This window comes from Amycolatopsis magusensis (assembly GCF_017875555.1).
Lineage (GTDB): Bacteria > Actinomycetota > Actinomycetes > Mycobacteriales > Pseudonocardiaceae > Amycolatopsis > Amycolatopsis magusensis.
In genome coordinates this window covers 1,336,855-1,360,479 of record NZ_JAGGMS010000001.1, presented here as the reverse complement: position 1 = coordinate 1,360,479, position 23,625 = coordinate 1,336,855, and the positions used below count along the sequence as shown (strand labels likewise).

Here is a 23,625-nt window from a genome sequence, read left to right as displayed (position 1 = left end):
GCGTGGAAGCGGCTGAAGCGGTAGCCAGGGTCGAGGACTGGCTGCGTGCCGTGCACGGGCCGGACCAGCGCACGGTCCGGGTGGACACGGCCAAGGTGCGCCGGGTGCCCGAGGGCTGGTCGGTGCCCTACAACGCGGTGGCCTTCCTGGACGGCGGTGACGCGGGCAAGGAGATCTTCCCGCCGCCGAACATGGTGGTGCGCGAGCCGGACGGGCAGCTGCGCCAGGCGGCGCCGCACCCCGGCGGGCTGAGCATCCCGGCGCGGTACCCGGGCCGGGAGCACTGGAAGGAGATCGTCGACCAGGAGTTCCGCGAGTCCGGGCTCGGCCACCTCGGCGTGCCCGAGGCGGCGATCGGCGGCTGGCAGAAGATCCTGCCCGACGGCACCGAGTCGGACGAGGAACGCGAGAACCCGGACTACCGGCCGGGCCCGATCCGGCTGGGCCGCGAGCGCCCGCGCAACGCGCTGGAGTACCTGCTCGCCTTCCACGACGCCGGCTGGCTGGACCGCGAGCGCTTCCTGATCGGCCTGGTCAGCACCGAGGTCTACATCCCGATCGCGGACAACGACCGGGTCCCGCGCACGGCCTACGACCAGCAGGCGCACCGGCTGCTCACCTACAGCGACCCCCGGCACCTGCCGGAGCACACCCACCGCTGGTGGCACGTCGACCTGGCCACGCTGATGAAGCTGGACCCGCCGCCGAACCTGAACCTCGACGGCGGCCCGCAGTACCGCCAGCAGGTCAGCGGCACCGAGCTGACCGGGATCCTCGGCCGCTTCCCGCGGTTCAAGCAGACCGTGGACAAGAAGATCACCGGACTGGCCACCAGCGAGGAGATCCGGACCTTCGCCGAGGAAGCCGCCGCGAAGATCGTGCTGCCGACGCCGGTCTCGCCGCCGACGCACGCGGTCGACTGGGCCCGGCGCAACGGCTTCGAGCTGACCGACGAGGAGATCCGGCTGACCGTGCTCGGGCGCACCTGGCGTGAACGGGTCCGCCTCGACGACGGTGGCCGCTGGCCGGTGGACCTCGCGTCGAACGGCCTGCAGCCCGGTTACGGCGACAACGGCGAGGCCGTGCCGCGCCTGAACACCTTCGGCAAGTACTTCGAGCAGGGCAATCCGGGGTTCAAGCACGGCTGGCACCGGGTGACCGGCGCGTACCTCGGCTTCGCGCTCGGTGAGGCGCTCGGCATCCACGGCAAGCTGGACCGCGAAGTGCCGCTGGGACCGCTGACCCAGCAGCTGCTGTTCCTCACCGAAGGCACCATCCGCAGCCCGCACCGCGAGGACTCCGCGCAGGTCGGCCTGCTCCCGGCCACGGCCGCGCGTGGCCTGCTGCGCTGGTTGCACACGCAGGGCGAGCAGGTCCCGGGTGCGGTCGACGGCTGGCTGGTCCAGGTGCCCGAACTGCGGGAGCGGGCCGATCCGGACCCAGATGAGCTGGCCGCGATCCGCGAACTCGCCCAGGAACGGCCGGGCACCGCCGGCGGTCCCGGCGCGTTGCTGGCCGCGCTGCCTGCCGCGCTCACCAACGGTTACGCGGGTTCCGGCGGCGTCGACCAGATAGCCCGCGTGCTCGCCGGGCTGACCCACGGTGGCGAAGAGGACACCGAGGCGGCCGCGTTCCTGGCGTCGCTGTTCGACCTGCTGCTGACCCGTGGCGAGGACACCGTGTGCCCGCCGGTCGCCACCGCGCGCTCCTTCTTCCGCGACGGCTCCTGGCCCGGGCTGCGGGACACGGTCGACAAGTCGCTGATGCGGATGAGCCCCGACTCGAAGATCCCGGTGCTGCCGCGCCCGTCCGACTTCGGGGCCGGGCACGACACGAAAACCGTGCTGGCCCAGGTGCTCAGCGCGGTCAGCGGTTACGAGAACTACCCGGAGATGGCGCTGCGGCGCTCGGTCACCCACGACGGCAGGCGCCCGCTCACCGGTGCGCTCGCCGGTGCCCTGCTCGGCGCGCGGCTCGGCGTCCCCGGGCTGCCGTGGACCACCCAGGTGCGCTCGCGGTACCTCGTGCAGCAGCTGGCGAGCGACGCGTTCTGGCACTTCGACCAGTACAGCCCGGTTTTCGAGAGCACTTCAGGATGGGCGAGGCGGTACCCGCGATCGTGAGCACCAACGAGATCACCGAGAACTCCCGGGAGCGGGCGATCGGCCGCGTCGAGGCGTGGCTGCGTGAGCACCCCGCCGAGACCGACCTCCGGGTGCGCACCGAGTTCGTCGCCCGCAACGGTGACGGCTGGAACGTGCCGTACAACGCGGCCGCCTTCCTCGACGGCACGGACATCGGCAAGGGCCTGTTCCCGACGCCGGTGTTGTTCGTGCCCGACAACGGGGACGAGCCCCGGCACCTGCCCGCCGCGATGGCCGTGCCGAACCCGCCGACGCCGGTGGCCGCGGAAAGCGACGCCACCTGGCCCGCGGTGGTCGACTCGGACTTCGACGCCAGCGCCTTCCCGAAGCTCGCCCCGCCGGAGCGCGCGATCCTGCGCTGGGAGTCCGCCGACGGCGCGGTCAAGCCGAACCCGAAGTACACGCGCGGCCCGCTGAAGATGGGCTACCCCTTCCCGCGCTCCGACGCCGAGAAGCTGTGGCAGTACCGCTCGGTCGGCTGGATCGACGACCGGACCTACTTCCGGCACCTCACCGAGTGCGAGGTGCTCGACATCGGGGACCAGACCACCTACACCTCCCCGGACCGCGTGCCGGCTTCGGTGCGGTCGTGGACGCGCACCACGATCCGGCGGCTGTTCCAGGAGCAGGGCGGCGGCTCGATCCTTCTCGACCCCGAGACGTACAGCGCCGAGGTGGTGCGCAGCCACGTGCTGCCGGACCTCGGTGACGACCTCGGGCCCGAGCCCGTTCCCGGCACGCCCGCGGAGTACAGCGAGCTCGTGCTCAAGACGGTCGACGCGCTGGTCGAGGAGTTCGGCATCGATCCGCCGCGCTACCTGACCGGGCACCTGCCGTTCGCCGCCGAGCAGGCCAAGCAGTACGGCTACGTGCTCACCGAGCAGGAGTGCCTCCAGTACGCGCGGGCGTACGCGCTGTGGTTCCGCAACCTCCGCGCGCCCGTCACCGGGGCGACCGTGAGCTGGCCGGAAGACCTGTGGGCCGCCGGGTTCGTGGAACACCGCCGGACGGACGGCACCTCGTTCCCGTCCCCGTGGCACTTCGGCAAGTTCTTCCGGAAGCTCACCACCCAGCAGGGCAGCAACTTCCGCTGGAACCGGGTGGCCGGGGCGTACATCGGCTTCGCGGTCGGCGATTCGATCGGCGCGCAGGCCGACCGGCACGGCAGCTGGGACGGCGGCACGCTGGAGCGCGGCGGGCTCACCCGGCAGCTGCTGTTCCAGACCGAAGCCGTGATCCGCGGGCTGCCGCCGGTGAACGACACCGCCGAGGTCCCGGCGTCGCTGCCGCGCGTGGGCAGGCCGGAGAGCTGGCTGAACAACGCGACCGCGGGCACCGGACCGGCACCGGCCGAGTTCTCCGCCCTGCTCGCGCCCGCGCTGGCGGCGACCGTCGCGGGCGGGACCCCGATCGACGGCATCGACGTCGCGTATTCGCAGGCCATCGCACACGAGCTGATCGGCGCGGCAGCCGGTCCGGAGCTCACCGAAAGCGCCGACCTGCTGGTCCGCGTGTTCTGGGGCCTGCTCAGCCCGGCCGACGGCCTGCCGGAGCAGATGGCCATGCCGGTCTACAACCACCTCGTCTCCGTCCGGCAGTCGCTGGACGCGGCGGACCCGCTGCGCGCGGAGCTCACCCAGGTGATCGAGCTGCGCGACGACTGGAACGGGGACGCGGCCGCGCAGATCGAGCGGATCGGGGACGGCCGGTCGCCGCGTTCGGTGCTGCTGCGGGCGTTGTTCGCCGCGGCCAAGCGCGGGGACGACCCGGGCGGGGCGATCCTGCTGGCCGCGCACCAGTCCGGCAGCTCGGTGGTCACCGCCGCGCTGACCGGGGCGCTGGTCGGCGCGCAACGCGGCATCCCCGGGCTGCCCCAGGACTGGGTGGCGCGGCTGCCGCAGCTGGGCCTGATCGACAACGTCGCCGGGGACGCCTTCTACCACTTCCACCGCTTCGGCGTGGCCCGCGAGCCGTCGGAGCAGGCGGCGTGGGAAGCCAGATACCCGCGGGGGTAGGGCATGGACGAGCTCAGCGAAGACGAGTTGGCGGTGCTGGCGCGCCTGGTGCGACGCCAGCGCGCGGCGACGGCGACCCCGGACGCGGTCCGGGTGGAGCGGGTGGAGCTGTTCCTCGGCACCGACGCCGCCGGCCGCCGCTTCCTGACCGCCGATCCGGTGTCGGACTTCGAGCCCCAGGAACGCCCGGTGCTGTCCAGGGAGGAACGGTTCCGCGGCAGCATCCTCGCCGGAGCCGTCGGTGACGCACTGGGCGCGGCCCGCGAGTTCGACCCGATGGACCGCATCCGCGAGCTGCACGGTCCCGCCGGGATCACCGACCTGGTGCCCGCGTTCGGCGGCCCCGGCCGGATCACCGACGACACGCAGATGACCCTGTTCACCCTCGAAGGCCTGATCCGGGCACACGCGCACCAGCGCGCGGGCGGGCAGCGCGGCCGCGAGCACTTCATGCAGGACGCCTACCAGCGCTGGCTGCACACCCAGGGCGTCTCGTGGCTCAAGGCCCGCGGGCCGGAGGACCGGACGGACGCGCCGGACGGCTGGCTCATCACCCACCAGGACCTGTTCGACCGCCGGGCCCCGGGCGCGACCTGCTTCACCGCGTTGAAGGACTTCGGCACCACCGGGCAGATGGGCACGCTGTCCCACACCCTGAACGACTCGAAGGGCTGCGGCGGCGTGATGCGCGCGGCCCCGGCGGCGCTGTGGCCGGACGTCTTCGAGACCGGCGTGTTCAGCGCGATGCTCACCCACAGCCATCCGACCGGCTACCACTCGGCGGGCGCGCTGGCGGTGATCGTGGCGCACCTGCTCGACGGCGGTTCGCTGCCGGACGCGGTGGACCAGGCGCTCCAGCACCTCCGGCGCACCGACGACCGCGAGACCCAGGCCGCGCTGGACGTGGCCATCCAGCTTTCCCGGCAGGGACCGGTGACGCCCGAGAAGATCGCCACCATCGAGGGCGGCGGCTGGACCGGGGAAAGCGCGCTGGCGATCGCCGTCTACGTCGCCCTGTCCACCGACAACCTCGACGACGCCCTGCTCGCGGCGGTCAACCACGACGGCGACAGCGACTCGACGGGCGCGGTCTGCGGCAACATCGCCGGCGCGATGTACGGCGCCGGGGCGTTGCGCCCGAGCTGGCTGGAGCAGCTGGAACTGCGGGACGTGATCAAAGGCCTCATCGCGGACGCGCTCGCCGAGTTCGGTCCCGAGCCGCCCGAGTGGGGCGATCGGTACCCGACCGGCCTGCGCCCGGCCGTGGCCGTCGGCCGGCCTCGCGCGCTGCCCGACCGGGACGAGCGGTTCCGCGGCAGCATCCTCGCCGGGGCGATCGGGGACGCGCTGGGCGCGGCCGACGAGTTCGAGCCGATCGACGTCATCCGGCACCTGCGTGGCCCGGCCGGGATCACCGACCTGGTGCCCGCGTTCGGCGGCCTCGGCAAGATCACCGACGACACGCAGATGACGCTGTTCACCCTCGAAGGCCTGATCCGCGGGCACGCCCAGCTCCGGCGCGGCGGGCAGACCGGGCTGGAGCACTTCGTGCAGAGCGCCTACCAGCGCTGGCTGCACACCCAGGACCTCGCGTGGGAGGACTGCCGCGGGCCGCGGAATCCCAGCACCGAACCGGACGGCTGGCTGATCTCGCACCGCGAGCTGTTCAGCAGGCGTGCCCCCGGCAAGACCTGCCTGACCGCGTTGATGTCCTACGGCCACAACGGGCAGATGGGCACGTTCCACCACCGGCTCAACACCTCGAAGGGCTGCGGTGGCGTGATGCGGACGGCACCGGCCGCGCTCTGGCCGGGTGACCTGCGGACGGTGTTCAGCGTGGGCGCGATGAGCGCGGCGCTGACCCACAGCCACCCCACCGGCTACCTGTCCGCGGGCGCGTTGTCGGTGATCGTGCGGCACCTGATCGACGGCGGCACGCTGCCGTCCGCGATCGAGGAGGCGTTCCGGCAGCTGTCGCACTGGCAGCACCACGAGGAGACCACCGCCGCGCTACAGGCGGGGGTCCGGCTGGCGGAGCAGGGGCCGCCGACGCCGGAGAAGATCGCCACCATCGACGGCGGCGGCTGGATCGGCGAAAGCGCGCTGGCGATCGCCGTCTACGTCGCGCTGTCCACCGACAACCTCGACGACGCCCTGCTCGCGGCGGTCAACCACAGCGGGGACAGCGATTCGACCGGGGCGATCTGCGGCAACATCGCCGGCGCGCTGTACGGCGCCGGGGCGTTGCGCCCGAGCTGGCTGGAGCGACTGGAACTACGGGACGCGATCGAGGAACTGGTCGCCGACGCACTCGCCGAATTCGGCCAGGAACCGCCGTCGCACTCGCTCTGGGAGCTGAAGTACCCGAACTCCTGATCATGGTTCCACGTGGAACACCGATCGGCCGGGCGACTAGATTTGACTCGGATCTCACCGAGGGGACACGGTGTCGAACAAGGGGGCAGAGACGTGCGTTACCGGATAGACGCGGCTGAGCGACCGGATTCGCTCTACGCGGCCTGGCAGGGTGGGGTGTTCCGCGCCCAGCGCTCGACCGCCGACGGCACCGTGCTGCTGGTGGCGCTCCCGGGGGAGGAAGCGCCTGCCGACTTCGACACCGAGTGGAACGGCAGCCCGGCGAAGGTGGTGCCCGAGGCCGAGGCCGCGAGCACCTTCAGCGTGCAGACGCACTGCCTGTTCGCCGACGAGATCTACCGCGTCGCCCCGCAGAACGGCGAGGCGCTGACGCTGCGGTGGACCGGGCAGGACGAGGTCCGCGCGCGCGAGCTCGGCCTGACCGACTTCACCACCACCGCGGAACCCGAGGAGATCGAAGCGCTCTGGCAGGAGCGGCACGACTTCATCCCGGCGGACGCACCCCGGGCCGAACGCGGTACCGGCGACGCGAACGCGTTGCTGCGGGCGATCGGCCGCACCATGCTCAAGGTGCTGCCGGACGGCTGGGAACGGGTCGGCGCGCAGCTGCGGCAGGTGGGCGGGTACTCCGAGCTGGAAGTCCGCGCAATCGCCGGTGACCTGGTCGTCTCGCTGTCGCCGCCGGCGCAGCTGGGGCAGTTGTTCAGCCTGCTGCGCGCGGCGATGTACGAGCCGTCCACCGGCACCTGGTTCGAGGGCACCTTCACGCTGGACTCCGGCTCGAACTTCGATTTCGACTTCGACGTGGACGCCGAGCCGCACTGGCGCCTGTCGCCGGGGGAGGGCGGGCGCCCGACCGCGAAGGCCTACGAAGCCGAACTCCAGCTGTACCCGCGCGACCGCAAGCACGTGCCGAACTGGCTCGCGGCGAAGGCGGGCCTGCCGATGGACGTGACCTTCCGGCACGCGAAGGTGGTGGACAGCCACGCCGAGGGTGAGCAGCCGGTGGTGAACCGGCCGCCGCTGCCGCCGGACGAGGTGCGCCGCGTGCTCGACTACCTGTACCGGTCGCCGGTGGCCTCGGGCCGCCCGGTGCCGCTGCCCGACCTGTTCTCCCCGCACGGCCGCCCCGACGTGCCGGACGCCTTCCACACCGACGGCCGCTGGATCTGGCCCGCCGCCGTGCCGCACTACCTGCGCAAGTACGGGGTGCCGCCGGAGCCGGAGCTGGTCGACCACATCCGGGCGAGCCTGCACCGGCCGCCGTACGTGCCGGACAAGCTGCGGCACACCGCCGAAGCCGAGGTGCTGGGCAAGCCGTACCCGCCGCAGTCCGAAGAGGACCTGCCGGGCCCGGACAAGCACGCCCGCGGGGAGCGCGACGGCGACGGCCTGCCGAAGCTGCGGGCCGCCGAGGTGTTCGAGGTGCTGCACCGCAGGCTGGCCGAGCTGGGCGTGGCGCCGTCGCTCTACCGGATCGGCGAGCCCGCCGACGGGGCCTGGTGCCTGCGCCGGGTGGGCGGGCGCTGGGAGGTCGCGCGGTTCGAGAACGGCGAGCCGGTGGACCCGGTGCCCTTCGACCACGTGCAGGACGCGGCGCGGCACCTGATCGGCACGATGGTGCTGTACCCGGCGCTGGCCCGCGAGCCGGAGGAGGCCGAGGACGGGCACCCGACGGACTGGCCGATCGTGCCGCTGCGGGGTGAGCCGCCGCTGAACTTCTTCCGCGCCAAGCGGATGATCGTGCTGCCCGCGGGGACCGTGGTGCAGCGCTTCGGCGGCGAGGGCGGCAACCTGGTGCACCCGGAGCACGTGCGGTTCCCGGAGACCTCGCTCGCCTTCGAACGCGAACGCGAGCAGCACATCTACGTGCTGCACCGGCCGTTGCGCGTGCTCACCGGCATCACCGTGCCGTGGGGCGCGCTGCCCGGCGGCGCGGTCGCGTACCTGCTGCCGCGGCCGCTCGGCCAGCACGTGGAGACCGGCGCGGTGGAGAAAGTAAACGCGTGAGCCAAAAAGGAGTCAGCGCGTAGTCGCGCGGATCACCACGGCGGGGGACCACCAGTAGTCGGCCAGCGGCGTCACCTCGACGTCGCCGAACCCGGCTTCGGTCAGCTGCTTCACCCAGTCCCCGGCGGGCTGCTCCCAGTTGTTGCGGGCGCCGTCCGGGGACACCAGGCCGAGCAGCATCGGCATCAGGAAACCCTGCGCGACCAGTTCGTCGTCGTATTCGGCGACCCCGCGCTCGTACCGGGCGGCGAGCGAGGCCAGGTGTTCCGGGCTGCCCTCGGTCACGTCCGGGACGTCGAACTCGGCGAGCACCAGTTCGCCGGTGCGGTCATGCAGCGCGCCGAACACCGCCAGCCGGTCGTCCGGCTCCAGCGACTGCAGCGCGAACGTCGACTGGACGAGGTCCCAGGACGCTTCGGTGGCGGCCAGGAACTCCTGGGCGGTGGTCTGCTCGGCGTGCACGCCGTCGCCGGTGACCCGCTCGCGCGCGGTCTCCAGCAACGCGGCCGACGGCTCCACCAGGTCGATCCGCGACGGCCGGTGGGCCGCCAGGTCCAGCGCGGGCACCAGGGCGAGCCCGTCACCGCAGCCGAGGTCGAGCAGCGAAGCCGGGCGGCGGTCGTCGTACACCGCGGCGAGCCGCCGCGCGAGCTGGTCGTAGAGGTGGACGTTGCCGCCGCCGCGGATGAACGCGGTGAACGCGGCGGGCTGGTCGTAGACGTGACCGCCGGTGGCCGAACCGAGGTGGCGGGCCAGCGCGGCACCCAGCCGTGAACCGGCTTCCGCGGCCTGACCGGCCAGCACGGCGGCTTTCGGCCGGTCCTCGTCACGCACCGCGGTCAGGCAGGCGACCAGGGTCTCGAAAGTGGAGTCCGTCAGCACGGCACCCACAATGTCACGCGGGTGCCGTTGCCCGGAGCGGACTCGACGGTCGCCTTCCCGCCGACCTCCGCCAGCCGCGCGGTGATCGACTCGCTGATGCCGAACCCGGGCGGGCGGGTGTCCGAGCTGAAGCCGGTGCCGTGGTCGCGGGTGATCACCGCGATGCCGCCGTCGCGTTCCTCGACCCGCACCAGCACCTTGTCCGTGCCGGAGTGCTTCATCGTGTTGCGCATGGCCTCGCGCACGGCGTCCCGGATGGCGATCTGGCGCACCTCGGACAGCGTGTCCTCGTCCAGTTCGGCGATCACCACCTGCGCGCGCAGCCCGTCACGGGCCATTTCCGCGGCGAGCGAAGCGAGCTTCTCCCCGAGCGGGCGGGCACCTTCGTTCGCCGCCGCCTCGATGTACTTGCGCACCTCGACGGCCTCCGCACGCGCCAGCCGGCGCACCTCCGCGAGCTGCTCCTCGGCCGTGCCCTGCCCAGGAAGTGCCAGCGCCTCCAGGGTCTGGAGCACGGTGTCGTGCATCAGCCGGTGCTGGCGCGCGCGTTCGGCCTGGCGGCCGTTGCGGATGCCGTAGGCCAGCGCGAGCCGGGTGCCGAGGCCGATCAGCACCAGCGCACCCGAGGCGGTGAGCAGCACCCCGGCCATCGTGCCCAGTCCGGCGAAGGCCCGTTCGGCGCTGAACGTGCCGGTGTTCGCCCAGCTCATCAGCAGGTGCAGGGGAATGCTGCCGGCCAGCAGGCCGATCCCGTACGGCAGGCCGAGCGCGAGGGTGAACAACGCGACCGTGCCGAGCAGGTGCTTGCCCGGCACGGCGATCGCGTCGGCGAAGACCTCCGGCGGCACCAGGGCGGCGACCACCAGGTTCGCCAGCGCGGTGAACACCGCGTCCACGGTCAGCAGCACCGCGGCCCGGTCACTGCGGAACGGCGCCGAGCGCAGCATCCAGTGCATGCCGTACGCGTTGAGGAGGATCGACAGGATCGCCACGGCGAGTACCGGGACCACGCCCGTGCCGCCGTGCGTGCCGAGGTACGCGGCGAGCGCGCCCGGCACCGCGATCAGCCGGTAGACCATCGGCACGAAGGCGACATAGCGACCCGCGCGCAGGAGCAGCCCGTCGCTGGCGCGCGGGTCCACCGGCGCGGCCATCGCCGAGATCCGGCGCAGCGCTCTGACCGGGGTCGGGTCCGCGACCTCGTCCGAGAGCTCGCTGCTGGCGGTCGCGATCGCCGGCGCACCCCGCCGGAGCAGGGTGACGAGGAAGCTGGCCTGCTGGGGCGGTCCCTGGCGGCGCATGACTCTCCATCTCACCTGTGGGGGAAGTGAGTATCGTTCATCCGATCGGCATTCGGATCAACAGTCGGAGAAGATCGGCCGAACGTTCTAGTTAACCCGGCGTCCCCTGGTCCGGTCCGGCGATCCCCTGTTCGGCCGCCCAGCGGCGCAGCTCGGCGACGGCCTCGTCGTGCTCCAGCGGACCGCGGTCCAGCCGCAGCTCCTTGAGGAACTTCCACGCCTGCCCGACCAGCGGCCCCGGCGGCAGCCCGAGCAGCTTCATGATCTCGTTGCCGTCGAGGTCGGGGCGCACCTTGGCGAGGTCCTCGGCGGCGGCGATCCGGTCGATCCTGGCTTCCAGGTCGTCGTAGGTGCGCTGCAGCGCGGCCGCCTTGCGCTTGTTGCGCGTGGTGCAGTCGGCGCGGACCAGCTTGTGCAGCCGGGACAGCAGTGGACCGGCGTCGGTGACGTACCGGCGCACCGCCGAGTCGGTCCACTCGCCCTTGCCGTAGCCGTGGAACCGCAGGTGCAGGAAGACCAGTTGGGAGACCTGCTCGACGATCTCCTTGCTGTACTTCAGCTCGCGCAAACGTTTGCGAGCCATCTTCGCGCCGACCACCTCGTGGTGGTGGAAGCTGACCCCGCCACCGTCCTCGAACTTGCGCGTGGCCGGCTTGCCGATGTCGTGCAGCAGCGCGGCCAGGCGCAGCACCAGGTCCGGCTCGGCGTCCGGGTCCTCCTTGCGCTCCAGCCCGATCGCCTGGTCCAGCACGGTCAGCGAGTGCTGGTAGACGTCCTTGTGCTGGTGGTGCTCGTCGATGGCCAGGCGCATGCCGGGCACCTCGGGCAGCACGTGGTCGGCCAGCCCGGTGTCCACCAGCAGCTCCAGGCCGAGGCGGGGGTGTGCGCCGGTGAGCAGCTTGGACAGCTCGGCCTGCACCCGCTCGGCGGTGATCCGCCGGATCTCGCCCGCCATCGAGGTCATCGCCTCGACCACGCGCGGCGCGGGCTCGAAGCCGAGCTGCGAGACGAACCGCGCGGCCCGCAGCATGCGCAGCGGGTCGTCGGAGAACGACTCCTGCGGGGTGGCGGGGGTGTCGAGCACCTTCAGCCGGACCGCGTCCAGGCCACCGTGGGGGTCGACAAAGGACTTTGACGGCAACTCGATCGCCATCGCGTTGCAGGTGAAGTCACGCCGGAGCAGGTCGCCGTCGATGCTGTCGCCGAAGGTGACCTCCGGGTTGCGGCTGACCTGGTCGTAGCTGTCGGCCCGGAAGGTGGTGATCTCCAGCTGCGAGCCGTCCTTGGTCACCCCCACCGTGCCGAAGGCGATGCCGACGTCCCACACCGCGTCGGCCCACCCCGCGACCACGGCCAGCACCTGGTCCGGCCGGGCGTCGGTGGTGAAGTCGAGGTCGGGCGACAGCCTGCCGAGCAGGGCGTCGCGGACGCTGCCACCCACCAGGTACAGGCGGTGGCCGGCGGCGGCGAAGCGGGCGGCGAGCTGATCGGCCACCGGTGAGATGCGCATCAGCTCGATCACCGCGTTCCGCTGGACGGCGAGTTCGTTCACTGGGATCCCACCAGGTAAGCGGTGCACTTACTACACACACAGATCAACACGGACACGAGAAGCCAGCGTACCGGCGCGCGCTGTTGCTCTAGCATCGCAGCATGCCTGGATCGGCCGGTCGCTCCGGTGGCGCCAAACCGGGACGCCGGTCCCGGCGCCGCCGCGGGAGAAGGCTGACCACGGTGGACGAGACCTCGGCCGGTGGGCTGGTGGTCGACGCCGAGCGGGAGAACGCGGTGCTGATCGGCAGGCTCGACCGGCGCGGGAAACTGCTCTGGTCGCTCCCCAAAGGGCATATCGAAGACGGTGAGACCACCGAGCAGACCGCGGTGCGCGAGGTGAAGGAGGAGACCGGCATTTCCGCGCACGTGCTCCAGCCACTGGGCACCATCGACTACTGGTTCGTCGCCGAGCGGCGGCGGGTGCACAAGACCGTGCACCACTTCCTGCTCGAAGCCTTCGGCGGCGAGCTGTCCGACGAGGACGTCGAGGTGACCGAGGTCGCGTGGGTGCCGGTGGCCGAACTGGAGGCCAAGCTCGCCTACGCCGACGAGCGCACCCTGGTCCGCAAGGCCCGCGAACTGTTCGCGGAACAAGCTTCCCGCTCCTCCGCAGAGGGAGTCCCCGAGTGAAAAGGCTGGCCTCGGCCACGCTGACCGCGTTCCTCCTGGTGGTGCAGGCGTTCATCGGTGTTCCGGCGAACGCTGCCCAGGCCCAGCCGGTGCCGGAGGCGCCGAGCAGGCTCCGGCTGGACATCGACGAGATGAACCCGCGCCTGCTGGTGTCGACCTCGTCCACGCTGACCGTGTCCGGCACGGTGACCAACACCGGTGACCGCCGGATCACCGGCGTGCGGGTGCGCCTGCAGCTCGGCGAGCGCCAGACCACCTCCCGCCAGCTCGGCGAGGCACTGGCCGAAGCGCCGCCGACGGACGCCTCGATCACCGACTACACCGACGTCGCCCGCGTGGTGGAGCCCGGCCAGACGGTCCCGCTGCAGATCACCGTGCCCCTCGGCGGGGACGCGAAGGCGCTGGTCAGCAAGCCGGGCGTGTACCCGCTGCTGGTCAACGTGAACGGCACGCCCGACCGCGGCGGCCAGGCCAGGCTGGCCGCGTTCAGCATGCTGCTGCCGGTGCTCGGCGTGCCGGGGCAGAGCGCGCCGCCGCGGCCGGAGCGCCCCACCGAGCTGTCCGTGCTGTGGCCGATCGCGGACACCCGCCCGCGCGTGGTGGCCGCGCCGTTCGGCGGCACGCTGGTGCTCTCCGACGACCAGCTCGCCATCGACCTGGCCCCCGGCGGCCGCCTCGACAACCTGATCACCGCGGCGAAGAACGTCCAGAGCGACTCCCGCCTGTTCGACTCGCTGTGCTTCGCGATCGACCCCGACCTGCTCGAAACCGTCGAGAAGATGACCGGCGGCTACCTGGTCCGCACCACCGACGGCGGGCAGGCACCCGGCCGCGGCAACGAGACCGCGACCCGCTGGCTCGGCGCCCTGCGTCAGTTGCTGCAGGGCGCGTGCGTGCTGCAACTGCCCTACGCCGACGCCGATCTCCCCGCGCTGGGCCAGGTCACCGATGGCGATTCCACGCTGACCAAGACCGCGGTCGACAACACCTCCCTCTACGAGCGCCTGCTCGGGGTCAAGCCGCTGCCCGGCGTGCTGTGGCCGAACGGCGGGCTCGACTCGGCCACCCTCGGCACGCTCGCCGACGCCAGGGTGACCACGGTGATCGCCGAGTCCGACCAGCTGGTCTCCACCCGGCCGCTGACCGCGCCCGCCACCATCGAAGGCACCAACCTGCGCGGGGTGGCCATCGACCCGCTGCTCACCCGGTCGATGGCGGTGACCCGCCCGGCCGACGGCACCGCGGCCAATCTGACCCCGGCCGACGACCCGGACGTCACCGCGCAGAACGCGCTCGCCGTGCTCGCCTTCCAGACCGGCGCGCAGTCCGACACCAGCGGCGCGCCGCTGCTGCTGGCCCCGCCGCGCCGCTGGACCGCGCCGGTCGACGAGCTGACCCTGCTGCTGCGCACCATCGGTGACTACGCCGGCCTCGGCATGGTCTCGCCGAAACCGGTGCTGGAGGAGCTGGCGGCGCCGGTCAAGGGCACCGCGAAGATGGACTACACGGCCAAGGACGCGCCAGCCGAGCTGCCGCAGCCGGTGATCAACTCCCTGCACGAGACCGAGCAGGACACCGCCGACTTCGGCGGCTCGCTGACCGAGGACCCGACCACCCAGGTGGAGCCGGAGGACCTGGTCAAGCCGGTGCGCGCCGGGTTGATGCGGGCTTCTTCGACGGCCTGGCGCGCCGACACCGCCGGGGCGCTGGCCGCCGCCGGGGACGCGCGCAGCCAGCTCGACGGGCTCCGCGGCCAGATCACCGTCGAGACCCCGCGCCAGCAGATCTCGCTGGCTTCGGACACCTCGCCGCTGCCGGTGACGCTGAAGAACTCGCTGCCGGTCGGCGTGACCGTGCGGGTGAACCTGAGCAACTTCACCGGCCTGCGGCCCGAGCAGATCCCGGACCGCCCGCTGCCCGCCCGCGGCTCGGTGCCGCACCTGATCCAGGCGGAGGCGCTGCGCACCGGGCACTTCAGCGTGGACGTCTCGCTGAGCACGCCCGGGGGCACGCCGCTGGGCGCACCGGCGCGGATGGAGCTGAACTCCACGCAGTTCGGGTTGATCACGCTGATCGTCACGATCGTGGCCGGCGCGGCCCTGCTGCTGCTGTCCGGTCGACGGATCTACCGGCGGATCCGCGGGAAGGACCAGGCCCAGGCCTCCTGAGCCGGTGTGTTCGTAATTTACCCTCAGTAACTCCTTGACGCCGATGGGTGGACTGGACCATTCTTCGGTCCATTCCCACTAAACCGTGAATCGGTTTCATGAATGGTGAGGGGCTACGCGAACCATGGCAGCGTCAAGAACCCGCAGGATGCTTGTGCTCACCTGCGCCATCGCCACCCTGAGCACGGCAGCCGCCTGCTCTCCCGAACCCGGCGCGCTGCCGGGTGCGCCCGGCTCGACCGGCCAGGGGATCATCGACCGCGCGCCGGTCGCGACCGCGGAGGCCATCGCCGCCAGCCCGACCGCCTCGGCGATCAAGCAGCGCGGTCAGCTGCTCATCGGCGGCTCGCTGGACGCGCCGCTGCTCTCGCAGCAGAACCCCGCCACCGGGGAGACCGAGGGCTTCGACGCCACCCTGGGCAAGCTGCTGGCCAAGTACATCATCGGCTCGCCCGACGCGAAGATCGTCAACTCCAGCTCCGAGACCCGTGAGGCGCTGCTGCAGAACAGCACCGTCGACGTGGTCTTCCAGACCTACACGATCACCCCGCAGCGCGCGCAGAAGGTGGCCTTCGCCGGCCCCTACCTGATGTCCGGCCAGGCGATCGCCACGATGAAGGACAAGACGGCGATCAAGAAGCCGTCCGACCTCAACGGCAAGAAGGTCATCGCGGGCGCGAACACCCCCGGTATCGAGGCGATCAAGCAGCAGGCCCCGAACGCGGACATCGTCAGCTTCGCCACCGACCCGGAGTGCGTGCAGGCGCTGGAGCAGAACCGCGGTGAGGCCTACGTGCAGGACCTGACCCTGCTCGCGGCTTCGGCCCGGCTCAACGACAAGCTCCAGATCGTCGGCGAGCCGTTCACCAGCGACCCGTACGGCATCGGCCTCAAGCTCGGCGACGACGCGTTCAAGCGGTTCGTCAACGACTGGCTGGTCCAGTTGCAGCAGGCGGGCATCTGGCAGCAGGTGTGGAAGGACTCGCTGGGCACCGTGGTCTCCGGTGAAGCGCCGGCGCCGCCCGCCATCGGTTCCGTGCCGGGTTCCTGACGTTGGACGTACTGCTCGACAACCTCGGCACCTTCGCCGAGGGGGTGGCGACGACGGTGGAGTTGACAACGCTGTCATTCCTCGGCGCCCTCGCCATCTCGCTGGTCATCGTCACGTTCCGGGTCTCGCCGGTGCGGCCGCTGCGCCTGTTCGGCACGGCCTACGTCGAGGTCTTCCAGAACGTGCCGCTGCTGCTCTGGATCCTGTTCTTCGTCTTCGGCCTGCCGAAGCTGGGGATCCGGTTCGAACTGTTCACCACCGCGGTGCTGGCCGTGGCGATGTACTCGGCGGCCTACTACGCCGAGGCGCTGCGGACCGGCATCAACACCGTGGCGGCCGGCCAGGCGGAGGCCGCGCGAGCGCTCGGCCTCGGCTTCGGCCAGTCGCTGCGGTGGGTGGTGCTGCCGCAGGCGCTGCGCTCGGTGGTGCAGCCGCTCGGCAACCTCACGGTGATGCTGCTGATGAACACCGCGCTGGCCGCCGGGGCCGGGCTGGTCGAACTGAGCACCGCGGCCAACCGCGTCAACCTGGTCGAAGCCGAGCCGATCCTGATCTTCTCCGGCGCCGCGGTGGTCTACGCCCTGCTCGCGCTGCTGATCACCACCGCCACCCGGCTGCTGGAGCGAAGGCTGGTGATCCACCGGTGAACGTGCTGTTCGACGAGCCGGGCCCGCGGGCCCGGCGCCGGATCCGGGTCGCCACGGTGGTCAGCGTGCTGGCGGGCGCACTGCTGGTCGCGCTGGCCGTCCGGCAGTTCGCGATCAACGGCGAGCTGGACTGGAAGAAGTGGGCGCCCTACACGCAGTGGCCGAACTGGCGCTACCTGCTGACCGCGCTCGGCCAGACCCTGCTCGCCGCCGGGCTGTCCGCGGGCCTCGGCGGCCTGGCGGGCCTGCTGCTCGCCGTCGCCCGGGTGTCACGGAACGTGGTCGTCAGCGGATTCGCGCGGGCGTACATGGAGACGGTCCGGGTCATCCCGGCGGTGCTGCTCATCTACGTGGTGCTGTTCGTGCTGCCGAGCCTCGGGCTCGACCTGCCGCTGCTGTGGAAGCTCGTGGTGCCGCTCGCCGTGTCGAGTTCGGCGCAGTTCGGGGAGATCTTCCGGGCGGGCATCCTGTCGCTGGACCGGGGACAGGGCGAGGCCGCGGCCGCGCTCGGGCTGAACAACGGTCAGGCGATGCGGCTGGTCATCCTGCCGCAGGCGCTGCGACGGGTGGTGCCGTCACTGGTCAGCCAGACCGGCGGCGTGCTGAAGGACACCTCGCTGGGCTTCTTCGTCAGCTACGCCGAGCTGCTCTTCAGCGGCAAGGTGCTGATCGGCTACTACCAGAACCAGCTGCTCATCCAGACCTACCTCGTCATCGGGGCCATCTACTTCACCGCCAACTACGCTCTGTCGCGCTTCGCCCGATGGCTCGAACGACGCGGTAATTCGAACCGCCCACCCCTCGGCCATTACCCTGGGCATCGTTGAGTAGGCAGCCGATGGATTGGGCACGTGTTGGACAGAGAGCCGGGCTCGCCACCGGAGCGACCCGGGCGACAGCGGTCTGACCGGCCACCCCAGGCCACGCCGCCTCGACCCGAACGCTCGGAGCGACAGCAACCGCCCGACCGGACCCCACCGGCCAGGGCGCAACGGCCCGCGCCCGCGGACGGCCGCACCCGCCAGGTGCCCGTGCGGAAAACCCCGCCCCCCACGCGCGCGATGCCGGTCCCACCCCCGCCCCGCCCCGACGGCCGCCCGGGTGCCGACGGCCGCCCGATCCCGGACGGTCGCCCAGGCCCCGATGGTCGCCCTCCACTGGATGGCCGCCCCGGCCCCGACGGCCGACCGGGCGCCGGTCCCGATGGTCGCCCTGGTCCCGATGGTCGGCCAGGCCCAGATGGCCGGCCGGGCCCCGATGGCCGCGTGGGCTCCGATGGACGCCCGGGCACCGGCGGCTGGCCGGGTATCGACGGCTGGCCCGATGCCCGCCCGGGCCCGGATGGTCGCCCAGGTGCCGATGGCCGCCCGGGGATCGATGGCCGTCCCGGTCCGGATGGCCGCCCGGCCCCCGATCGCTTCGACGGCCCCCCAGCTCGCGACGGCCGCCCGGCCCCGGACGGCCGGTCCGGTCGTGATGGCCGCCCCGGTCCGGACGGACGCCCCGGACCGCCCGGGGATCGCCGTCCCGGACCGCCACCTCCGCCGCCGAACGGCAGGCCGGGTGCGCCGCCCGTGCACCCCGATCAGCCCGCCCGCCCGCAGGTCAGCGGCCCCCACGCCCAGCCGGGCCAGCCCCGCGGTCCGCTGCGCCCGCCGCCGCCGATCCCGCAGCGGCCCCCGCGACCCGAGCCGCCGGTCCGCCCGTGGAACCGCGACCGCCCCGACGCTCCGCCACCCCAGCGGCCCCGCGTCGAATACACCCAGCTCATCCCGGTCGACCGCGGCCTGCCGCCCGGCGCGCGCTGGCCCACCGCCGATCCGGACATGCACCGGCCGTACGACGAGTACGCCACCCGGTTCATCCCGCGCATCTCCGACGGCGTTACGCCGACCGAGGCCCAGCCCAGTGGTGGCGCGAGCGGCACCCCGTCGCTGGCCAAGTCCAGCGGCCGGATGGCGATCGCCACGCTGACCAGCCGGATCACCGGGTTCGCCTGGAAGGTGCTGCTCGGCGCGGTGGCCTCGCTCGGGGTGATCTACGACTCCTTCACGGTGGCCAACACGCTGCCGCTGATCATCAACGAACTGCTGCTCGGCGGCGTGCTGACCAGTGTCGTGGTGCCGTTGCTCGTCCGCTCGCAGGACGACGAGGACGGCGGCGAGGCCTACACCCAGCGCCTGCTCACCATGGCGACCACGGTGCTGCTCCTCGGCACCGTGCTCTCGGTCGCCTTCGCACCCCAGGTCACCGGCCTGCTGATGGCCGAGGGCGGCGGGGGCAATTCGGAGGTGGCCACCTGGTTCGCCTACCTGCTGCTGCCCGGCCTGCTGTTCTACGGGCTGTTCGCGGTGCTCTCGGCGATCCTGAACGCCAAGCAGATCTTCGGGCCTGCCCAGTGGGCCCCGGTGATCAACAACCTGGTCATCTTCGTGACCATCGGCCTCTACGCGATCCTGCCCGGTGACCCGACGCTGGTGCCGTCGAGGATGAGCGAGCCGAAGGTGCTGGTGCTCGGCCTCGGCGTGCTGACCGCGATGACCGTGCAGGCACTGTTCCTGGTGCCCGCGTTGAAGCGGTCCGGCTTCAAGTTCAAGTGGCGCTGGGGCCTGGACGCGCGGCTCAAGGAGTTCGGCGGCCTGGCCACCTGGATCTTCGCCTACGTGGCGATCAGCCAGATCGGCATGATCATCAACACCAACGTGCTGACCAGCGGGCAGGCCGGTGGGGTGTCGATCTACTCGAACGCCTGGCTGCTGTTCCAGCTGCCGTACGGGATCATCGGCGTCTCGCTGCTGACCGCGATCATGCCGCGGATGAGCCGTGCGGCCGCCGACGGCGAGACCAAGAAGCTGGTCGCCGACATGTCCTACGCCTCGCGCATCTCCACGGTGATGCTGGTGCCGATCTCCGCGGTGATGACCGTGGCCGGCACGTCGATCGGCGTCGCGCTGTTCGCCTGGGGCAAGGGCGAGCTGGCCGACGCCGAGCGGCTGGGCCAGGCGCTGGCCGTGTCGGCCTTCGGCCTGCTGCCGTACGCGCTGGTCATGCTGCAGATGCGGGTGTTCTACGCGATGAAGGACTCCCGCACGCCGACGCTGATCATGGTGGTGATGACCGGGGTCAAGATCCCGCTGCTCTACCTGTCCTCGGCGCTGCTCGCGCCGCAGCACATCGTGCTCGGCGTGATGATGGTCAACTCGCTCGTCTTCGTCATCGGCGCGATGCTCGGGCAGGTTTGGCTCTGGGTCCGCCTGGGCAACCTGCGCAGCAAACGGGTGCTGGGGGTGATCCTGTTCACCGTCGTGGCCAGCGCCGCCGGAGTCGGCGCCGCGCTGCTCGTCGGCATGATCGTGCCCGACGCGCTGGGCGCCACCCTGCAGGCCTGGGTGCGGCTCGTGCTCCAGGGCGTCGTCGGGATCGGCGTCTCGTTCGGCGTGCTGATGGCTTTGAAGGTCGAGGAGCTGAAACCGGCGACCTCGAGAATCACCCGGTTGATCAAGCGGGGGTAACGATTTCGGCGTGGAACGGCATAGTGCTCGTGTCACCTTCACGTACCCTCGGTTGGAGAAATGCAGGAGAGTGCGGTGGACACGAGCCGGAAAGAAGGGGGTGCGGGGAAGGTGGGAGCCCGTGCCCGGAGCGGACCGCTGGCGCCCGGGGCCGTGGTCGGCGACGGCCGCTACCGCCTGCTGGCGCAGTTCGGCATCGACGAACGCGCCGACGCGCACCTCTGGCGCGCCCGTGACGGCCAGCTCCGGCGCGATGTCGCGCTGACCCTGCTCGTCGGCGACCCGGCCGACGCGGAGGCCGCGCGCTCGGCCCGCCGCACCCTCGAACGCGCCGCGCACGCCGCCAAGTTCAACCATGACGGGGTAGCCCGCGTCCTCGATGTGCTGAACCTCGGCAATGGCATCACGTCCAGTGAGGGCCTGCTCGGCATCGTGGTCGCCGAGTGGACCAAGGGCAGCGACCTGGTCGACCTGGTCGCGGACAAGCCCGTCGAACCCGGTGCCGCCGCCCGCATGGTCGGCGCGCTGGCCCAGGCCGTGGAGCAGGCCCACCAGTCCGGTCTGGTGCTCGGCCTCGACCACCCGCAGCGCCTGCGCCTCACCCCGGACGGCGCCCTGCGCCTCGCCTTCCCCGGCCCGCTGCCGGACGCCACCCTGCGCGACGACGTCAAGGCCATCGGCGGCGTGCTGTACCTCCTGCTCACCGGCCGCTGGGCGCTGCCGGGCGGGCCGCCGGCCATCCCGAGCGCGCCCCACGCGCCGAACGGCCGGATCGTGCCGCCGCGGTCGCTGCAGCCCCGCGTCCCGCAAACGCTTTCGTCGCTGGCCGTGCGCACCATCGAGGACGGCGGGCACGGCGGCATCCGCACCAGCTCGGCCATCCTCGCGGTGCTAGCCCAGGCCGCCGACGAGGACGAACGCACCCAGCTGATCAACCAGGTCGGCGCCCCGCCGGAGGAAGAGGCCGACGCCGACGGCGCGATCTGGACCACGAAGAAGCCGGTCAAGGACTCGGCGCGGCGGCGGAAGCTGGCGCTGGGCGTGACCGTGCTGGTGGTGACCGCGGTCGGCATCCTGGCCTGGCTCGGCATGCTGGCCATCTCGTTCTTCCAGGAGAGCCCCGAAGCCGGTGGCCCGACGGTGAACGTCGCCGAACCGACGCCCACCGCGGCCCCCGATCCCGGTGGCAACCCGGCCCCGCCGCCCGGGGAGCAGCCCGCAGGCGGTCCGCCGGTGAAGCCGGGAACCGTCAACGTCTACAACCCGAGCGGCGAAGGTGACGCCCCGGCGCGGGCGAAGAACGTGCTCGACGGCAAGCGCGACACGTTCTGGCGCACCGACGAGTACCGCCAGCAGTTTCCGGACCTCAAGCCCGGCGTCGGCCTGCTCAACAGCTTCGACCAGCCGGTGAAGCTGAGCGCGGTGAAGATCGCCGCGGACAGCCCCGGCACCACGGTGGAGATCAGGACCGCGGACAAGAAGAACCCCAAGTTCGCCGAAACGCGCCTGGTCGGAGCGGGTGAGCTGACCGGACCGGACACCGAGATCAAGATGCAGGGCCCCGCCGAAGGCCGGTACGTCATCATCTGGATCACCAAGCTGGGCACCGACGGCGACAAGCACGTCACGCAGATCAACGACATCGAGTTCTTGTCGGCTGCCTAGGCGCTGTCCGGTGAGTCTGGTCGATGGGCTTCGTGATCCAGGTGGTTCCTGGCGGTGCGGGCGATTCGGCCTCGTACTGGCCGTACTCGGCCGAACTCGCCCGTGCCGTCAGGGGCCGCCTGGGCGCGGAGAGCGCGACCTTGACTTACCGGACAGCGCCTGGTCCCTCGTGTGGGGGAATGGGTAGTCGATAGGCTCTCAGGAGTGACCGCTGCAACTCCCACGGACGCCGCGCTCATCGCGGCGCACGCCGCGGGCGATCCACATGCTTTCAGTGAGCTGGTCCGCCGACATCGAGACCGGATGTGGGCCGTCGCCCTGCGCACCCTGCGAGATCCCGAGGAAGCGGCCGACGCCCTGCAGGACGCCTTCATCTCGGCGTTCCGCGCGGCCGGCAACTTCCGGGCCGAGTCGCAGGTGACCACCTGGCTGCACCGCATCGTGGTGAACGCCTGCCTCGACCGGGTCCGCCGCCGCCAGGCGCGGCCCACCGTCCCCCTGCCCGAGACCAGCCACAACGAACCGGCCACGCCCCGCGATTCGATGTCCGAGCGGGAAACCCGCCTGGTCATCAAGGAGGCGCTGGACCACCTGCCCGAGGACCAGCGCGCCCCGATCGTGCTGGTCGACGTGGAGGGGTACTCGGTGGCCGAGACCGCGGAAATGCTCGGAATCGCCCAGGGCACGGTGAAAAGCCGGTGTGCCAGGGGCCGGGCCAAGCTCGCCAAGGTTCTCGGACATCTGCGGAACCCCGACGCGGAACCCGGCGTCCCAACTAACGAAAGCAAACATGACCGCACCGAGCGGCGTGTGACGCGTCCGCTCGGGACGCAGGGTCAGAGGGAGGGACGATGACGGACGAGAGTCGGGGGATTGGCGGGGCCGTGGGCCCGCCTTGGTCTGTCGACGTGCTCGCCGACCTGCATGCGGGAGTGCTCGATGAGCGGGAGGCGGCCGAACTGTGGCCGCTCGTCCGCGCGGACGCCGAAGCCTCGGCGATCATCGAGGCGCTGGAGTCCACCACGGCCGATCTCGCCGCCCTCGGTGACGCCGACGTGGACCCGATGCCGGCGGAGTTCGCGGCGCGGCTGGACGCCGCGCTGGCCGAAGAGATGGCGCGGTCGGCGGGAAACGCCGGTCCGGCGGCAGCGGAGCCGATGGCACCGCCGGTCGCGCCCGTGGTCGGCATCGACGTCGCCCGCCGCAGGCGCCGGGCCAAGATCGCCGGCTGGGGCGCCGGCGTGGTCGGCATCGCGGCGGCGGCCATCGCGGCGATCGCCATCGCGGTCCCGGGCGGTAGCGGCGACGGCACCGGTCAGCCACCGGCCGCGCAGCCGCCACCCGGCCTCGGCTCCAACGAGCCACCGCTGGCGCTGCAGCAGGACAACATCCCGATCGGCGAGATCATCGGCTCCACCGGCAAGACCGACTACGGCCCGCTGGGCACCCAGGACCGGGTCGACCAGTGCCTCACCGAGCAGGGTCTCGACCCCGCCGTGAAGCCCGCGGGCATCCGCGGCGTCACCGTGGACGGGCAACCGGCCACGATGGTGATCCTCACGCCCGGCGTCATCGGCCAGTTCCGGCTGGTCGCACTGACCCCGGACTGCCAGAAGCTGATGGACCGGACGGTCGGCGGCAAATAGGCGCCTGAGCAGGGGCGGCACCCT

16 protein-coding genes are annotated in these 23,625 nt (G+C 71.9%); 13 read left to right on the top strand and 3 right to left on the bottom strand.

Annotation, left to right across the window (positions count from 1 at the left end; translation table 11 throughout):
• The first annotated feature begins 2 nt into the window (after nucleotides 1–2).
• From JOM49_RS06475 to JOM49_RS06460, 4 genes are all read left to right on the top strand, one after another.
• Complete coding sequence (locus JOM49_RS06475) at nucleotides 3–2,123, top strand: ADP-ribosylglycohydrolase family protein (protein ID WP_209663442.1); 2,121 nt, start codon at nucleotides 3–5, stop codon at nucleotides 2,121–2,123.
• A complete protein-coding gene (locus JOM49_RS06470) occupies nucleotides 2,096–4,159 on the top strand; it encodes a YrhB domain-containing protein (protein ID WP_209663441.1) in 2,064 nt (687 codons plus the stop codon). Before JOM49_RS06475 ends, JOM49_RS06470 begins: the two co-directional genes overlap by 28 nt.
• Nucleotides 4,160–4,162: 3 nt before the next feature.
• On the top strand, nucleotides 4,163–6,535 hold the full coding sequence (locus JOM49_RS42820) for an ADP-ribosylglycohydrolase family protein (RefSeq protein ID WP_245369246.1): 2,373 nt from the start codon (nucleotides 4,163–4,165) through the stop codon (nucleotides 6,533–6,535).
• A gap of 93 nt (nucleotides 6,536–6,628) precedes the next feature.
• Nucleotides 6,629–8,545: a TNT domain-containing protein gene (locus JOM49_RS06460; RefSeq protein WP_209663440.1), complete on the top strand. Its 1,917-nt coding sequence runs from the start codon at nucleotides 6,629–6,631 to the stop codon at nucleotides 8,543–8,545.
• A 12-nt stretch (nucleotides 8,546–8,557) separates the two neighbouring features.
• On the opposite strand, the gene JOM49_RS06455 is transcribed toward JOM49_RS06460, so the two are convergent.
• From JOM49_RS06455 to JOM49_RS06445, 3 genes are all read right to left on the bottom strand, one after another.
• Nucleotides 8,558–9,427, bottom strand: coding sequence for a class I SAM-dependent methyltransferase (locus tag JOM49_RS06455; protein WP_308158666.1), 870 nt, complete (start codon nucleotides 9,425–9,427; stop codon nucleotides 8,558–8,560).
• A complete protein-coding gene (locus JOM49_RS06450) occupies nucleotides 9,421–10,728 on the bottom strand; it encodes a sensor histidine kinase (protein ID WP_209663439.1) in 1,308 nt (435 codons plus the stop codon). The genes JOM49_RS06455 and JOM49_RS06450 overlap by 7 nt, the downstream gene beginning before the upstream one ends.
• A gap of 91 nt (nucleotides 10,729–10,819) precedes the next feature.
• Nucleotides 10,820–12,280 carry a CCA tRNA nucleotidyltransferase gene (locus tag JOM49_RS06445; protein ID WP_209663438.1) on the bottom strand — a complete coding sequence of 487 codons (1,461 nt, stop codon included), beginning with the start codon at nucleotides 12,278–12,280 and terminating at the stop codon, nucleotides 10,820–10,822.
• A gap of 101 nt (nucleotides 12,281–12,381) precedes the next feature.
• Between JOM49_RS06445 and JOM49_RS06440 the strand changes: the two genes are divergently transcribed.
• The 9 genes from JOM49_RS06440 to JOM49_RS06400 all read left to right on the top strand — a co-directional run bounded on the left by JOM49_RS06440 (nucleotide 12,382) and on the right by JOM49_RS06400 (nucleotide 23,601).
• A complete protein-coding gene (locus JOM49_RS06440; protein ID WP_209663437.1) occupies nucleotides 12,382–12,912 on the top strand; it encodes an NUDIX hydrolase in 531 nt (176 codons plus the stop codon).
• Nucleotides 12,909–15,080, top strand: a complete 2,172-nt coding sequence (locus tag JOM49_RS06435) for a DUF6049 family protein (RefSeq protein WP_209663436.1) — start codon at nucleotides 12,909–12,911, stop codon at nucleotides 15,078–15,080. The genes JOM49_RS06440 and JOM49_RS06435 overlap by 4 nt, the downstream gene beginning before the upstream one ends.
• Before the next feature lie 148 nt (nucleotides 15,081–15,228).
• Nucleotides 15,229–16,131: a glutamate ABC transporter substrate-binding protein gene (locus JOM49_RS06430; RefSeq protein WP_245369245.1), complete on the top strand. Its 903-nt coding sequence runs from the start codon at nucleotides 15,229–15,231 to the stop codon at nucleotides 16,129–16,131.
• A 2-nt stretch (nucleotides 16,132–16,133) separates the two neighbouring features.
• On the top strand, nucleotides 16,134–16,778 hold the full coding sequence (locus tag JOM49_RS06425; protein WP_209663434.1) for an amino acid ABC transporter permease: 645 nt from the start codon (nucleotides 16,134–16,136) through the stop codon (nucleotides 16,776–16,778).
• A complete protein-coding gene (locus tag JOM49_RS06420) occupies nucleotides 16,775–17,605 on the top strand; it encodes an amino acid ABC transporter permease (RefSeq protein ID WP_209663433.1) in 831 nt (276 codons plus the stop codon). Before JOM49_RS06425 ends, JOM49_RS06420 begins: the two co-directional genes overlap by 4 nt.
• A 999-nt stretch (nucleotides 17,606–18,604) precedes the next feature.
• The gene (murJ, locus tag JOM49_RS06415) at nucleotides 18,605–20,290 is read left to right on the top strand and encodes a murein biosynthesis integral membrane protein MurJ (protein ID WP_245369979.1); all 1,686 of its coding nucleotides are present in this window, start codon (nucleotides 18,605–18,607) and stop codon (nucleotides 20,288–20,290) included.
• A gap of 111 nt (nucleotides 20,291–20,401) precedes the next feature.
• The gene (locus JOM49_RS06410; RefSeq protein ID WP_209663431.1) at nucleotides 20,402–21,955 is read left to right on the top strand and encodes a protein kinase family protein; all 1,554 of its coding nucleotides are present in this window, start codon (nucleotides 20,402–20,404) and stop codon (nucleotides 21,953–21,955) included.
• 204 nt (nucleotides 21,956–22,159) lie between these two features.
• Complete coding sequence (gene sigM / locus JOM49_RS06405; protein ID WP_209663430.1) at nucleotides 22,160–22,810, top strand: RNA polymerase sigma factor SigM; 651 nt, start codon at nucleotides 22,160–22,162, stop codon at nucleotides 22,808–22,810.
• Entirely contained in the window at nucleotides 22,807–23,601 is a 795-nt protein-coding gene (locus JOM49_RS06400) for an RsmA family anti-sigma factor (RefSeq protein ID WP_209663429.1), read from the top strand. The genes sigM and JOM49_RS06400 overlap by 4 nt, the downstream gene beginning before the upstream one ends.
• Nucleotides 23,602–23,625: the final 24 nt, after the last annotated feature.

Coding starts and splice junctions, on each gene's coding strand:
- JOM49_RS06470 (WP_209663441.1), top strand. CDS start 2,096: ATGGGCGAGGCGGTACCCGCGATCGTGAGCACCAACGAGATCACCGAG.
- JOM49_RS42820 (WP_245369246.1), top strand. CDS start 4,163: ATGGACGAGCTCAGCGAAGACGAGTTGGCGGTGCTGGCGCGCCTGGTG.
- JOM49_RS06450 (WP_209663439.1), bottom strand. CDS start 10,728: ATGCGCCGCCAGGGACCGCCCCAGCAGGCCAGCTTCCTCGTCACCCTG.
- JOM49_RS06440 (WP_209663437.1), top strand. CDS start 12,382: ATGCCTGGATCGGCCGGTCGCTCCGGTGGCGCCAAACCGGGACGCCGG.
- JOM49_RS06430 (WP_245369245.1), top strand. CDS start 15,229: ATGCTTGTGCTCACCTGCGCCATCGCCACCCTGAGCACGGCAGCCGCC.
- murJ (WP_245369979.1), top strand. CDS start 18,605: ATGCACCGGCCGTACGACGAGTACGCCACCCGGTTCATCCCGCGCATC.
- JOM49_RS06400 (WP_209663429.1), top strand. CDS start 22,807: ATGACGGACGAGAGTCGGGGGATTGGCGGGGCCGTGGGCCCGCCTTGG.